The organism is Pseudomonas fluorescens (assembly GCF_004683905.1).
Taxonomy (GTDB): Bacteria; Pseudomonadota; Gammaproteobacteria; order Pseudomonadales; family Pseudomonadaceae; genus Aquipseudomonas; species Aquipseudomonas putida_A.
Genome location: NZ_CP038438.1, coordinates 5862980 through 5876875, shown reverse-complemented (window position 1 = coordinate 5876875; position 13896 = coordinate 5862980). Strand labels below are relative to the sequence as shown.

At 61.8% G+C, this 13896-nt stretch carries 13 protein-coding genes; 6 read left to right on the top strand and 7 right to left on the bottom strand.

Going from position 1 to position 13896, the window contains the following annotated elements:
* Positions 1–13: 13 nt before the first annotated feature.
* On the bottom strand, positions 14–679 hold the full coding sequence (locus tag E4T63_RS27245; protein WP_135296818.1) for an FKBP-type peptidyl-prolyl cis-trans isomerase: 666 nt from the start codon (positions 677–679) through the stop codon (positions 14–16).
* Between the two features lie 192 nt (positions 680–871).
* Here E4T63_RS27245 and E4T63_RS27240 point away from each other — a divergent pair, with 192 nt between their 5' ends.
* Entirely contained in the window at positions 872–2017 is a 1146-nt protein-coding gene (locus E4T63_RS27240; RefSeq protein ID WP_134784942.1) for an AlgP family protein, read from the top strand.
* On the opposite strand, the gene E4T63_RS27235 is transcribed toward E4T63_RS27240, so the two are convergent.
* On the bottom strand, positions 2014–2478 hold the full coding sequence (locus tag E4T63_RS27235; protein WP_098966214.1) for a TIGR02444 family protein: 465 nt from the start codon (positions 2476–2478) through the stop codon (positions 2014–2016). The genes E4T63_RS27240 and E4T63_RS27235 overlap by 4 nt on opposite strands.
* Before the next feature lie 50 nt (positions 2479–2528).
* On the opposite strand from E4T63_RS27235, the gene E4T63_RS27230 reads away from it, so the two are divergent.
* From E4T63_RS27230 to E4T63_RS27220, 3 genes are all read left to right on the top strand, one after another.
* Positions 2529–4439, top strand: coding sequence for an ATP-binding cassette domain-containing protein (locus E4T63_RS27230; protein ID WP_003229372.1), 1911 nt, complete (start codon positions 2529–2531; stop codon positions 4437–4439).
* Entirely contained in the window at positions 4439–5020 is a 582-nt protein-coding gene (locus E4T63_RS27225) for a mechanosensitive ion channel family protein (RefSeq protein WP_135296817.1), read from the top strand. The genes E4T63_RS27230 and E4T63_RS27225 overlap by 1 nt, the downstream gene beginning before the upstream one ends.
* A gap of 203 nt (positions 5021–5223) precedes the next feature.
* Complete coding sequence (locus tag E4T63_RS27220) at positions 5224–5856, top strand: LysE family transporter (RefSeq protein WP_027610461.1); 633 nt, start codon at positions 5224–5226, stop codon at positions 5854–5856.
* Between the two features lie 199 nt (positions 5857–6055).
* Here E4T63_RS27220 and E4T63_RS27215 read toward each other — a convergent pair whose 3' ends face one another.
* From E4T63_RS27215 to E4T63_RS27195, 5 genes are all read right to left on the bottom strand, one after another.
* Positions 6056–6799 carry a hypothetical protein gene (locus tag E4T63_RS27215; protein ID WP_027610462.1) on the bottom strand — a complete coding sequence of 248 codons (744 nt, stop codon included), beginning with the start codon at positions 6797–6799 and terminating at the stop codon, positions 6056–6058.
* Positions 6800–6802: 3 nt separating this feature from the next.
* Complete coding sequence (gene lpoB / locus E4T63_RS27210) at positions 6803–7390, bottom strand: penicillin-binding protein activator LpoB (protein WP_003229365.1); 588 nt, start codon at positions 7388–7390, stop codon at positions 6803–6805.
* 36 nt (positions 7391–7426) lie between these two features.
* Entirely contained in the window at positions 7427–7801 is a 375-nt protein-coding gene (locus E4T63_RS27205; RefSeq protein WP_135296816.1) for a YcfL family protein, read from the bottom strand.
* A gap of 15 nt (positions 7802–7816) precedes the next feature.
* The gene (locus E4T63_RS27200; RefSeq protein WP_135296815.1) at positions 7817–9211 is read right to left on the bottom strand and encodes a COG3014 family protein; all 1395 of its coding nucleotides are present in this window, start codon (positions 9209–9211) and stop codon (positions 7817–7819) included.
* Positions 9212–9452: 241 nt separating this feature from the next.
* Positions 9453–10832 (bottom strand): COG3014 family protein, encoded by a 1380-nt coding sequence (locus E4T63_RS27195; protein WP_135296814.1) that lies wholly within the window; start codon positions 10830–10832, stop codon positions 9453–9455.
* 128 nt (positions 10833–10960) lie between these two features.
* On the opposite strand from E4T63_RS27195, the gene E4T63_RS27190 reads away from it, so the two are divergent.
* Both E4T63_RS27190 and E4T63_RS27185 read left to right on the top strand, forming a co-directional pair.
* Positions 10961–11860, top strand: a complete 900-nt coding sequence (locus tag E4T63_RS27190; RefSeq protein WP_135296813.1) for a LysR family transcriptional regulator — start codon at positions 10961–10963, stop codon at positions 11858–11860.
* A gap of 86 nt (positions 11861–11946) precedes the next feature.
* A complete protein-coding gene (locus E4T63_RS27185) occupies positions 11947–13842 on the top strand; it encodes an FTR1 family protein (RefSeq protein ID WP_135296812.1) in 1896 nt (631 codons plus the stop codon).
* Positions 13843–13896 lie beyond the last annotated feature (54 nt).

Here is a 13896-nt window from a genome sequence, read left to right as displayed (position 1 = left end):
GTGCTGGGTGCGATCAGCTCGTTGCGCCCCGCAGCTCGACCTCAAACACCAGCGGGGTAAACGGCGCAATCAGATCGCCCGCACCGTCAGCGCCGTAGGCCTGATCCGATGGAATCACCAGTCGCCACTTGGCACCCACCGGCATGTTCGGCAACGCAGTACGCCAGCCGGCAATCACGCTGTCGAGGCTGAACCATTGCGGCTGAGTGTTCTGATCGAACACCGTGCCATCCGGCAGTCGTCCGACATACAACACCTGGACTTTTCCATCCGGACCGGCCTTGGCACCGGTGCCCGGCGTCAGTTCGGTCAGCAGGATGCCGTCGGCCAATTCCTTCACACCCGGTTTGGCTTTTTCGGCGGTGAGAAAACGCTGCTCGTTTTCCATCGCGGCATCGCTCGACGGCAGCGATGAGTGCTCGGCGTTTTGCGATTCATGATCGGCGAGGATCTGCTCGATCCGTGCTTCGCTCAGTGCCAGTGGCTTGCCTTGATAGGCCTGCTGCAAACCGTCGACCAATGCCTGAATCTGCAATTGCGGCACCTCTTGGCGCAAGCGTTCACCGAGGCTGGCGCCGAGGCTGTAGGCCAGGTCGTGAGCATCGTTCGCGGTGGTTTTTTCCTCGGCGTGGGCGGCGGAAAAAATCATCCAGAGGGATAAAAAAAGGTAGCGCGACATGGGCACTCTCCGTCCTGAGATGCGGGCGATTATGCCAGCGCGAAGGTCTGCAACGGTGAACTGCTTTTGTCTTTGTGCAGAACATTTTCGCTTCGTTGCAACGCAACGGTTTCGTTACTGTCAAGATGACCTAGCGGCGGTAACTGCAGAGGTCTAGTATGAGCCGCACTCACGTCAGCCAGGAGGTAAACCATGTCGGCCACCAAGAAGCCTGTAAACACTCCGTTGCACTTACTCCAACAACTCTCGGGCAGCCTGCTCGAGCATTTGGAAAACGCTTGCTCCCAAGCCTTGGCTGATGCTGAAAAACTGCTCGCCAAACTGGAAAAGCAGCGCGGCAAGGCGCAAGAAAAACTGCACAAGTCCCGCACCAAATTGCAGGACGCCGCTGCTGCCGGTAAAGCCAAGGCACAGAACAAGGCCAAGGCTGCCGTCAAAGAACTTGAAGACCTGCTCGATGCGTTGAAGGATCGTCAGTCCGACACTCGCGGCTACATTCTGCAACTCAAGCGCGATGCCCAGGAAAGCCTGAAACTGGCCCAGGGTGTCGGCCGGGTGCAAGAGGCCGCCGGCAAAGCGCTGTCCTCCCGCGCCGCCAAACCAGCAGCAGCGCCTGCGAAAAAAGCGGCAGCCAAACCTGCTGCGGCGAAAGCCCCGGCGAAAACCGCTGCGGCAAAACCGGCAGCCAAACCAGCAGCCAAGGCACCGGCTAAAACCGCCGCCAAACCTGCTGCAAAAACCGCAGTGAAAAAACCGGCTGCGGCGAGCGCTGCGAAACCGGCCGCACGTACTGCCGCTGCCAAACCTGCAGCGGCCAAACCGGCTGCCAAGCCAGCAGCAAAACCTGCTGCGCGCAAAGTCGCTCCGGCAAAAACCGCTGCTGCTAAACCTGCTGCCAAAGTAGCGGTAAAACCGGCTGCCAAACCGGCCGCGAAAAGCGCTGCGGCAAAACCGGCAGTCAAGACTGCGGCCAAACCGGTCGCGGCAAAACCTGCTGCCAAGGTTGCTGCCAAACCAGCGGCCAAGCCTGCCGCTAAAACCGCTGCCAAACCTGCAGCAGCAAAACCTGCGACCGCTGCAGCCAAGCCTGCCGCCAAACCAGTAGCCGCAAAGCCAGCCGCTAAACCAGCCGCCAAGCCAGCTGCCAAACCTGCCGCGAAAAAACCGGCCGTTGCCAAACCAGCTGCCGCCAAGCCGGCGACTGCACCGGCTGCCAAGCCAGCCGCTCCGGCGCCGGCCGCCGCGCCTGCTCCAGCCGCTTCCACCTCGACCACCACGACTGCGCCAACGCCAGCCGCTGCGTCGAGCGCCAGCAGCAACCCGACCAGCGCTTCCTAAGTGCCGGTTGCCGCGACGCGCAGCACTTGCAGCGCGTCGCGGTTCGGGCTGGCGGCCGATCCCGTCAGACTCTCCAGCCACTCCCCCGACGCTGATGCGTCATCGCGCGGCCAATCCTGCGCAACCTGTTCCAGTTGCCACAGCAGATGCCGTTCGGCTTCCAGCTCCAGCGCCTTCATTTGTGCTCGCAGCCCCTTGAGCACCGGATCTTCCTCGGCCAGGGTTTTCCACTGAGTACGCAACGCACGCAGTGGCTGCACCACCTCCGCATCCCACGGCCCCACCAGCGTTTTCAGCTGCTGCACGCGCTGTTCGTCGCAGGCCGCGCCGCGCTGCTCCAGCCATAAACCGCACAGCAGCAGGCAGACATTGGCCCCCGCCGCTTGCAGTTGCAGGCAGGCAGGTTCCACGCCCGGTCGGGCGTAGGTGGCAAGGGAAAAGCTCCACAGGTCAGAGGACATCGTGCTACTCGCGCCAGTTGTGAGCGAAGCTGGTAGACTCCGCCGCCATTATGATCCGACTTCAGAACCTGACTTTACAGCGTGGCCCGCAACGTCTGCTAGAAGACGCCGAGCTGACCCTGCACGCCGGCCACAAAGCCGGCCTCATCGGTGCCAACGGCGCCGGCAAATCCAGCCTGTTTGCCTTGCTGCGCGGCGAGTTGCACCCGGACTCGGGCGATTGCCTGCTGCCGGCCGACTGGCGGATCGCGCACATGCGCCAGGAGGTCGACACCCTCGAACGCCTGGCGGTCGACTATGTGCTCGATGGCGACCTGCGTCTACGCGAAGTGCAACGTGACCTCGCCGCCGCCGAAGCGGCCCACGATGGCACGGCTCTGGCCCGTCTGCACGCCGAACTCGACAGCGCCGACGGCTATACCGCCGATGCGCGGGCGCGCAAGTTGCTGGCCGGTCTCGGTTTCACCAATGAACAGATGGATCGTCAGGTAGGAGATTTCTCCGGTGGCTGGCGGATGCGTCTGAACCTGGCGCAGGCCTTGATGTGTCCGTCGGACCTGTTGCTGCTCGACGAACCGACCAACCACCTGGATCTCGACGCGATCATCTGGCTCGAAGAGTGGCTGAAAAGCTACCCGGGCACCCTGCTGCTGATTTCCCACGATCGCGACTTCCTCGATGAAGTGGTCGATCACGTGGCGCATGTCGATCAGCGCAAACTGACCCTCTATCGTGGCGGCTACACCGCGTTCGAACGCGCCCGTGCCGAACGTCTGGCCCAGCAGCAACAGGCCTACGAGAAGCAGCAGGCGCAACGTGCGCACATGGAAAGCTACATCGCCCGCTTCAAGGCCCAGGCCACCAAGGCCCGTCAGGCGCAGAGCCGGATCAAGGCGCTGGAACGCATGGAAGAGCTGTCGGCGGCCCACGTCGATTCACCGTTCGACTTCGTGTTCCGCGAATCGACCAAGATCTCCAGTCCACTGATCGACCTGTCCGATGCGCGCCTGGGTTACGGCGACAAAACCATCCTGGAGAAGGTCAAGCTGCAACTGACCCCGGGTGCGCGGATCGGTCTGCTCGGGCCGAACGGTGCCGGTAAATCGACCCTGATCAAGAACCTCGCCGGCGAGCTTGAACCGCTGGCCGGGCGCCTGACCCGTGGCGAAAACACCGTGGTTGGCTATTTCGCCCAGCATCAGCTCGACTCGCTGGATGCCAAGGCCAGCCCGCTGCTGCACTTGCAGCGTCTGGCGCCGACCGAACGCGAGCAGACCCTGCGCGACTTCCTCGGCGGTTTCGATTTCCGTGGTGCACGCATCGACGAGCCGGTGCTGAATTTCTCCGGTGGCGAGAAAGCGCGTCTGGCGCTGGCATTGATCGCCTGGGAACGGCCGAACCTGTTGCTGCTCGACGAACCGACCAACCACCTCGACCTGGAAATGCGCCTGGCGCTGACCATGGCGCTGCAGGAATTCAGCGGCGCGGTATTGGTGGTGTCTCACGATCGGCACTTGCTCAAGAGCACCACCGACAACTTCTACCTGGTCGCGGACGGCAAGGTAGAAGAGTTCGATGGCGACCTCGAAGACTACGCGCGCTGGCTGGTGGAATACCGTCAACGCAATGCGCCGGTCAGCAACACCCCGGTCAACCCGGACAAGACCGACAAGAAGGCCCAGCGCCAGGCCGCTGCTGCATTGCGTCAGCAACTGGCACCGCACAAGCGCGAGGCCGACAAGCTCGAAGCCGAACTGGGCAAGCTCCACGAAAAACTCGCCAAGGTCGACGCCAGCCTCGGTGACAGCGACATCTACGAGCCGGCACGCAAGAACGAGTTGCGTGATCTGCTGGCCGAGCAGGCCAAGCTGAAAGTGCGCGAAGCCGAGCTGGAAGAAGCGTGGATGGAGGCACTCGAAACGCTGGAAAGCATGCAGGCGGAGCTGGAGGCGCTGTCCTGATGGAAGCGTTCAAGCTGCCGCTGCCGGCGATGTGGGTCGAGCCGATCTGGCTCGGCGTGCAGATTCTGCTGATCCTGCTGGCCGGCTACTTCGCTCAACGTGTCGTCGCTCGATTCCTCACCCGCCTGGGCGAGCGCTATCCGTTTCCGCCGCAGTTGCTGATGCCCCTGCGTGGCGTATTGCGCTGGCTGATCATGGGCAGCGCGCTGATCTTTGTGCTGGAGCGCCTCGGCGTATCGGCCACGGTGTTGTGGACGGCGCTGTCGGGTTTCGTCGCGGTGGCGGCGGTGGCGTTCTTCGCGATGTGGAGTGTGCTGTCGAACCTGCTTTGCGCGATTCTGATCTTCACCGTCGGCCCGTTCCGCCTCGGCGATGTGGTCGAGCTGGTGGACACCACCGACAAGCCGGGTGTCAAAGGCCGGGTGGTGGCGATCAATCTGCTCTACACCACGTTGATCGAAGCCGAGGAGCTCGGGACGGGCAGCGCCATGGTGCAAGTGCCGAACAGCCTGTTCTTCCAGCGTTCGGTGCGGCGCTGGCGCGGGAGTGATGTGTTTCCTTCGAGCGGTTTCGAGAAGTAGTCCTCGGGCGTCTGATCTGACGCCTTCGCGAGCAAGCCCGCTCCCACATTGGATCTGTGATCGACACAAATCCAATGTGGGAGCGGGCTTGCTCGCGAAGAGGCCATCAGCCGCGCCCGAACCCTCCAGCAAAAATCGGTAGTCATCCGCGCCAAAGCGCATTAGCTTTGACGTCTTGTCACGAGCATGAGTCGAGGTGTGCGATGGAGCTTCAAACATGGCTGGCATTCTTTGCCGCCTGCTGGGTGATCAGTCTGTCCCCGGGCGCGGGCGCCATTGCGTCGATGTCCAGCGGTCTGCAATACGGTTTCTGGCGCGGTTACTGGAACGCCCTCGGCCTGCAGATCGGCCTGGCGGTGCAGATCGCGATTGTCGGCGCGGGTGTCGGCGCGATCCTCACCGCATCGGCCACCGCATTCCACGCGATCAAATGGTTCGGTGTGGCGTATCTGGTCTATCTGGCGATCAAGCAGTGGCGTGCGCTGCCGATGGACATGAGCGATGACGCGGCGGTACGGCCGATCGGCAAGCCGCTGGCGCTGGTGTTCCGTGGGTTTCTGGTGAACATCAGTAACCCCAAGGCGCTGGTGTTCATGCTCGCGGTGTTGCCGCAGTTCATCAATCCCCACGCACCGCTGCTGATTCAGTATGTGGTGATCGGTGCGACCATGATCTGCGTGGATCTGATTGTCATGGCCGGTTACACCGGGCTGGCGTCCAAGGTGCTGCGCCTGTTGCGTACACCGCAGCAGCAGAAACGCATGAACCGCACGTTTGCCGGGCTGTTCATCGGTGCGGCGGCGTTCATGGCGACGTTGCGTAAAGCGGCGGTGTAAAACCCGCAGGCAGAAAAAAGGCGACCTCTTGAGGTCGCCTTTTTATTCCTACTGATTTCTCCAGTGAACTCCGTTGTAGCGAGGGGATTCATCCCCGATGGGGCGCGAAGCGGCCCCGCTCTTGACCTGACAAGAAGGGGCCTGCTGCGCAGTCCATCGGGGATGAATCCCCTCACCACAGAGTTATTCACTCAGCCGGTCAGTGCAAAATCACCGGTGCGGTATCACGCGGCAGATTGTTGCGCTGCTGCGCCTCACGCGGCTGCTCGTAACCGCCGCCACCGAGCTGCATGCTCAGTTGCCCGGCCACGTCCTCACCCAGCGCTTTCGAAACTTCACGTACCACGCGAGGGCGATTCAGCGAGATCTTGATGTCGCGGCCGTTCACCAGTTTGGTGTCCTGCGCTTCGCCCATTGCCGTGAAGGCCGAGGTGATCTCGTAGGTCTTGGTGTTGATCAGGCTGAAATCCGCCACCAGCGTCAGGCCCAGCACCGCCGAATAACTGTCGGTGTGCGCCAGCTCGTTCATGTCCTGGGTGAAATCGATGTCCGACACGGTGCCGAACAGCACGTAGTCGGCACCCTTGAAGTTGCCGGCCTTGATGCGCTTGATCACGTCGTAGACGTCACCCTTGGACGATGCGGTGTACGGCGTGCCCTGCACCAACTGGAACATGCCGGTGCGGAGGATTTCACCCTTGATGTCGCCGGTGAATTTACGCAGTTCACCCTGCTCGATGTAGCTGGTGGTCGCTTCCAGCTCGTTGTAGTTCGACGAACCACTGGAGCTGTAGTAACCCTCGCGGTAATTGTTCTGCGCCGAAACGATGTGGATGTACTGCTCCACCCGTTCCTGATACGCCAGATCCGTTACCGCGACTTTCGGGGCCGCTTGCACGCTGAACGCGCAAGCCAGGGCCATCATGCCAATCCATGCGCGCATCAATTAACGCTCCGTGGTTTTGCGGATCTCTTTTTCGTCCATCCACTCGGCCAGACCGCTTTCGACGTCGATCAGTTGCAGGCTGAATTTGTAGAAGACGTCCTTGTAGTCGCTGCTGCGCTTGACGATCGAGCTGATCGAGCCTTCCAGACGGTATTTGGCGGCGATCATGTTGCCGGTCTTGGCCACGGTGCTCTTCTTGTACAGGCCGCTCTGGTTCTGCAGCTTGAGCTGGTCGACCTGGCTCTGCATCGCGGTGTTGTCGCTGGCGAAGCGGGCGGTGCCGGACTTCATCAACTGAGTCTTGATGCTGGTGGTGATTTCGCGGGTATCGATGTACTCGCTGGTCTTGTTCTTCACGTCGTAGACCTGCACCACCGGGCGGCCCTGCAGGATGCCGGACTGGGCCAGCGAGCGGGTCATCGATTCGGCGATCATTTGCAGGTCGGTCGAGCCGAATTCGTTGGTCACGGTTTCAACCGCTTTGGTGTCGCCGTAGCTGATGTTCTTGCTGCCCAGGGTCGGCGAGGTGTTGGCGCAACCGGAAGCCAGCAGGGCGAGGACGGCGATCAAGGAAAAGCGTGCAAACATGGGAATGCTCTCTAAAACAGGAATAGGGTGGCGGACTTAAGGCGTCTTGAGTTCCAGGCGGAAATCCACGGCTTTCGGGGTCGGGGCGATGCCCTGGATGAAGCTGGTCTGGGCGCCGTACATCAACTGGCTTTTCCAGACTTCTTCTTCGGCGATCGGGAAACCTTCCGGGCCCAGCCAGGCGAAACGGTAGTAGAACGTCTTGTTGCTGTTGAGGGTGTTGGTCAATTGCACATTGACGGTCATGAAGCCGTTCTCTCGGGCGACGCGCATGGCGCCGACCGCGATGTGTTTCTGCGGACCCATGGCCACGACCTTGCTCGCGGCGCTGCCCGGCTCAGGAGGTGGCGGGGTGGCGCAGCCGCTGGCCAGCACGGCGAGGGCGGCAACGGCGAAGAGTTTGAAGCGCATGCAAAGACTCCGTTCTTAAGGTTGTTTGAGGCTGGCGACGTTGGTCGCGCCGGCGCTCGGAATGACGTGGGCGGCGACGCCACCGGCAAATACCTGATTGCCCACGGCACGCAGGCTGATCACTTGATAACGCTGATCGACGGTGACCTTGACCAGCGAGCCGCCGACAGCGCTCGGCAGACTGACTTGATGCTCGCCTTTCTTCAAGCGCAGACGCACCACTTGGGTGTTGTCCGGCAGGGTGCGCCACGTACGGGTATCGGCACCTTCCAGCACAGCTGAAGAAATACCCACGGCCAGACCGGCCAGCGGGTTGGTTTCGTTGATCTTCTTCTGCGCCACACCTTTGGTGATTGCGCGCACGGTGGTGCGGACGATGATCCCCGGCATGTCATCGCGCAGGGCGCGACGGGACATGGCGGTGGTGCTGTTGAGGGCGGTCAGGTTGACTTGCTGGCCATCGACGCCAATCTGCGCGAACGGTGCGGTCGAGGTGTCCGGCTTGATGATCGGGAACGACAGCGGGGTGATCACCACGTTGTTGGAGATCGGCAATGGCAGCGGCACGCGGATCGAATCACGCGAGGGTGCCAGACCGCTTTGCACGACGATCAGGATATCGCTATCGTCGGACTTGCTCGGCTTGTCGAGGTTGACCAGCGCCTGCTCCAGCAGCGGGGTGTTCGGGCGCAGTTCGGCCGCCTTGCGGTAGCCCGGCGCAGCCAGGTCTTTCTCGCCCAGGGCTTCGTAGACGAAACCGGCCAGGTAATGGCTGAACGCACTCTGGTAGCTGTTTTTCAGGCTGACCACTTCTGGCGCGTCGAGGCTGGCGACCGGGTAGCCTTGCAGATCCTTGTACTGAGTCTTGATGCCTTCTTTCTCGGCCTCTTCCTCACTCTTGAGGTATTCCTTGTCGCGCAGGTCGGCGATCACCGCTTCACGTTCGTGAGTTTTCTTGATCGCGGTGCGGGCACCGTCGAAGTCATTGACCGCCAGCAGGTTGAGGGCCATCTGTGTGGTCAGCATGACTTTTTCGTAGTCGTAGCCTTCGTAGCGACGCACCTTGTCGTTGACCAGGAAGCTGCCGAACTGAGCCAGGTATTTACCGGTGTCGAGCTTGACCGAATCTTCCCACTGGCCAACCACCTGATCGGCGCTGGTCCAGGCGTTCTGGCTGCCGGACAGGTCGCCCTTGGCGCGCAGCAACTCACCTTTCTCGAAGTAATAGAGCAGGTCTTTGTCGGGGCCGGTGTTGTTTTTTTCCAGCAGGGTCAGCGCGGCATCGACGTTGCCGGTGGCCAGTTGCTGGTTGGTCTGGGCCAGTTCCGAATCGTAGTTGCGAAACGCCGAACAGCCGGACAGCAGGGTGACAGCGCTGAGCGCGATCAAGGTGGGAGTGCGCAATGCCATGGGGGTACTTCTTCCCTGAGCTAGAAACTGCATCAGCCGCCGGTGCTGGTCGGGCTGGTGTGACCCATCGACAGTGGCGCTGGCCTCCTGCCAATTCCTCATAACCAGAGGAGCTTTTATGCCGCGTTGCTATAGCGCGGGCGCGGCATTATAAGCGGGCGATGCTGGCCATGTAATAGCTTTTTAATCGCACTTGTTAGTTTGGTGCCATTACTCCTCTGCTTTATCTGACACCTTTCGTTCACGGCGTTTCGGGCAGGACCAATGCCGATCCCACGTAATAGTTCTGGCCCATGAATACCCGCAGGTTGAACACTTGATGGCTGCGGTCGACGCGTACCGTGAACCCGTCTTCTGCACGAAAATACGGAAAGCGCACGCGGTGCAGGCCTTTTTTCAGACGCAGACGGGCGACCAGGGTTTTGTCCGGCAGCGTGCGCCAGGTTCTAGTGTCAGCTTCTTCAAAAGGATCAGGATCGGTCACCACCAACGACGCCTTGGACGGATCGCGCTCGTTCTTTTGCGCCTGGCTGATGGCGGCCATGTTGGCGCGGAACATGGCGCGAGAGATGATCGCCGGCATGTCATCGCGCAAGGTGCGGATGGCCATGTCCGACACGCTGTTAATCATGGTCAATGGGTGCTTTTTACCGTCGACGAGGATCTGGGTCACGCCAGGTGTGAGGGTGTCGGGCACCATCACCGGGAACGAGATCGGTGCAACAATCGTCAGGTTTTCGTTCAGCCGCACCGGGATCGGCACTTGCACCGAACTGCGTGCCGGGGCGAAACCGGCCTGGACCACGATCAGAATCTCGCTTTCATCGGCTGCCGGTCCGGGTTTGTCCAGGTTGCGCAAAGCGTTTTCGAGCAGCGGCACGCCCGGGCGCAATTCGATCGCCTGTCGATACCCCGGCGCTGCGAGCGCGCGTTCGCCCAGCGCTTCATAAGTGAAGCCGGCCAGATAATGGCTGAATGCACTTTGGTAGCCGTTCTTCAGCTCAAGCACTTGCGGGGCATCGAGGATGGCCACCGGATAGCCTTCCAGATCCTTGTAGTGCAGGGTGATGCCCTGTTGCGTAGCTTGCTCTTGCGCTTCTTCGTATTGCCGCTCCCGCTGGCGGGCGATAAGGGTTTCGCGCTCGTGGGTTTTCTTGATGTCGGCGCGGGCCCCGTCGAAATCGTTTTCCGCCAGTTGGTTGAGGGCCATTTCGGTGGTCAGCATGACTTTTTCGTAGTCGTAGCCTTCGTAACGCTGCAGCTTGTCATTGACCAGCATGGTGCCCATTTCATTACCGAAACGGGTCAGCAACTTCATGCCTGCGGAGGGCACGGCTTCTTCGCGCTGAAAAATCATCCGGTCAGCACTGCGCCACGCTTCCTGGCTTTTTGGCAGGTTGGTGCCGGCGCTGAGAATCGCGCCGCGTTCCATGAAATACAGCAGATCCTTGTCTTCCCAAGGATTGTGCAGCTCCATCAGATAAAGTGCTTCGTTGAGATTGCCCTGCGCCATCTGATCGATGGTCTGCTGCATTTCCTGATCGTAATTGCGGTAAGCGGCGCACCCACTCAGTTGCATGTTGAGGCTGAGCAGCAGGTAGAGCGGCAGGCAATGGCGCATGGAGACGGGTTCTTCCTTGAACGGCAAAAGCACGGAGGTGACGCATTATAGGGGCGCTTTGCTGCTGCCGGGTGGACAAGGATTGCGCTAGGCTTGCGCGCTCAGCGCTCAACAGGTCCGGGGCTTTAATGAATCAACTGCAAGCCATGCGCGCGTTTCGTTGCATCGTCGAGTGTCGCGGGTTCAGCGCCGCTGCCGAGCGCCTCGACACTACTCACTCGACCATCTCCCGGCAGTTGCAGCAACTGGAACGCGAGCTGGGCACGCGGCTGATCAATCGCAACACCCGAGGTTTCAGCCTGACCACGGCAGGGCAGCAGTATTACGCGGCGTGCGTGGACATTCTCGATCGCCTCGATCAAGCCGCACTGGCGGTGGGGCAGGCACATGAAAGCCCCAGCGGTGTGCTGCGCATCAGTGCACCGATGGTCATCGGTACGCTGGAACTGGCGAGCTGGTTGCCGGCGTTTCAGCAGCGCTATCCCGAGATTGAAGTGGACTTGGCCTGCGATGACCGTTTCGTCGATCTGATCGCCGAGGGTTTCGATGTGGCCCTGCGCATCTGCGGACCCTTGGCCGATTCATCCATGGTGGCGCGGTTGCTGACTGTCTCGGACATGTTGCTGGTGGCTTCGCCTGTGTATGTGGCGCGCAATGGTTTGGTGCGCCAGGTGCGCGAACTCGCCGAGCAGCAGTTGCTGGCGTTTGCCGGTGGCAGCGACTGGGTGCTGACCGATACGCGTGGACTCACCACCAGCGTGCGCGTGCAGGGCCGGTTCAAGGCCGATTCGATCAGTTCGCTGCACGCCGCCGCGTTGGCCGGGGTTGGCATCGCCGCGTTCACTCGGGCCACAGTGCAGGACGATCTGTTCAGCGGCCGGCTGGTGCAAATCCTGCCCAACTACAGCCTTGGGCGGCGCCACTATTACGCGCTCTATCCGCATGCCCGGCACGTCGCACTGAAGGTGCAGGTGTTCGTCGAATTCATGCTTGAGCACTACCGCAACAGCGCCGCAGCGCTGCGTTAAAACGCCACGAGACGTCGACAAAGCTTGAGTGAAAGGCGTTCGAAGTGAACAATATGTAACTTCGCATTTCCATTTGAGACTCATTCATGACTGCCGCGTCCCGATTCCTGGCCTGGCTGGTGTTCCCGCTGTTTGCCCTGAGCAGTTTCAACCTGCTGGCCGACACCGTGGAAGGCGCCCCGCAGGCGCTGCACCTGCTCGATTACATCAGCGCCGACTACCCGCCGACGGTCGAGGCGGGCAAGGTCGTCGACGACGGCGAATACCGCGAGCAACTGGAATTCACCCAGGTGCTGCAAGGGCTGATCGGCGGTCTGCCGGCCAAACCGGAGAAGGCTGCGCTGGAGCAGGGTGTCGAGGCTCTGCACGCCGCCATCACCGCGAAACAGGACGGCGCCGACGTCGCGCGTCAGGCCCGACAACTGGGGGCGAAACTGGCGGTGGCATATGAAGTCAGCCAAGCGCCGATCATCACTCCCGATCCGACCCGGGGCGCGCCGCTCTATGCGCAAAACTGCTCGGTGTGTCACGGCGCCAGCGGTGCCGGCGACGGCCCGGCGGGGCTCGGCATGACGCCGCCGCCAGCCAATCTGCGCGATGCCGCACGCATCGATCACCTGAGCCTGTACGCGATCTACAGCACCCTCGGCCAAGGCGTCGAAGGCACCGACATGCCGGCGTTCGCCGATCAACTGGACGACCGTCAGCGTTGGGATCTGGCGACCTACATTGCCGGTTTCAGTGCCGACCCGGCCGCGGCCAAGTCCGACAAGACCTTCAACATCGCCGATCTGGCGCGCCAGACCCCGGCCGAGGTGCAGGCCGCCGAAGGCCCGCAGGTCGCCGCAAGCTTCCGTACCCAACGCGCGCAGCCGCCGCAGGTCAAGCGCGGCCCGGCGCAGTTGCTTGATTACACCGCCGCCACGCTGGACAAGAGCCTGGCCGCGTATCGCGCCGGCGATCACGATCAGGCCTATGACCTGTCGGTGGCGGCGTATCTGGAAGGCTTCGAACTGGTCGAAAGCTCGCTGGATAACGTCGACGCCAACGTGCGCAAGGACACCGAAAAATCGCTGATGGCCTACCGTCAATCGTTGCAGGACGGTTTGCCGGTGGCGCAGGCCGAACAGCGTCTGGACGTAGCCAAGGGCAAGTTGAAAGAGTCCGCTGAACTGCTCGGCAGCGATGGTCTGAGCTGGTCGCTGAGCTTTATCTCCGGCCTGCTGATTCTGCTGCGCGAAGGTCTCGAAGCGATTCTGGTGCTGGCGGCGATCCTCGCGTTTCTGCGCAACACCGGCCAGCAGTCGGCGGTGCGCAGCGTCAACATCGGTTGGGGCTTGGCGCTGCTCGCCGGTCTTGGCACCTGGGCGCTGGCGGCGTACGTGATCGACGTCAGCGGCTCGCAGCGTGAACTGCTCGAGGGCGCCACGGCGCTGTTCGCCAGCGTCATGGTGCTGTGGCTCGGCGTGTGGATGCACGACCGGCGCCACGCCGCGGCCTGGCAGGATTACATCAAGCAGAGTCTGGTCGGCGGCGGCGGGCGTTTCGGCTTCGCGATCCTCGCGTTCTTCTCGGTGTACCGCGAGTTGTTCGAAGTGATCCTGTTCTACGAAACCCTGTGGCTGCAGGCCGGCCCCGCCGGGCATGACGCGGTGCTGGCCGGTGGTGCGACCGCACTGGTGCTGCTGATCGGTCTGGCCTGGGTGATCCTGCGCGGTTCGGCGAAACTGCCGCTGGCGCTGTTCTTCAGCATCAACGCCGGTCTGCTCTGTGCCTTGTCGGTGGTGTTCGCCGGGCATGGCGTGAAAGCGCTGCAGGAAGCCGGGATCTTCGGCACGCGACCGGTGGCGTTCTTTGAATTCGACTGGCTGGGGATTCACGCCGACGCCTATTCGCTGACGGCTCAGGCCGTGGCGATTCTGGCGATTGTTGTGCTGTACGGACGGAGTCGGATCGCGGAGAAGAAGCGGGTCACTGCTTAACAGCATTCGCTGCGCTCGCATTCGCGGGCAAGCCACGCTCCCACAGGTTTAGCG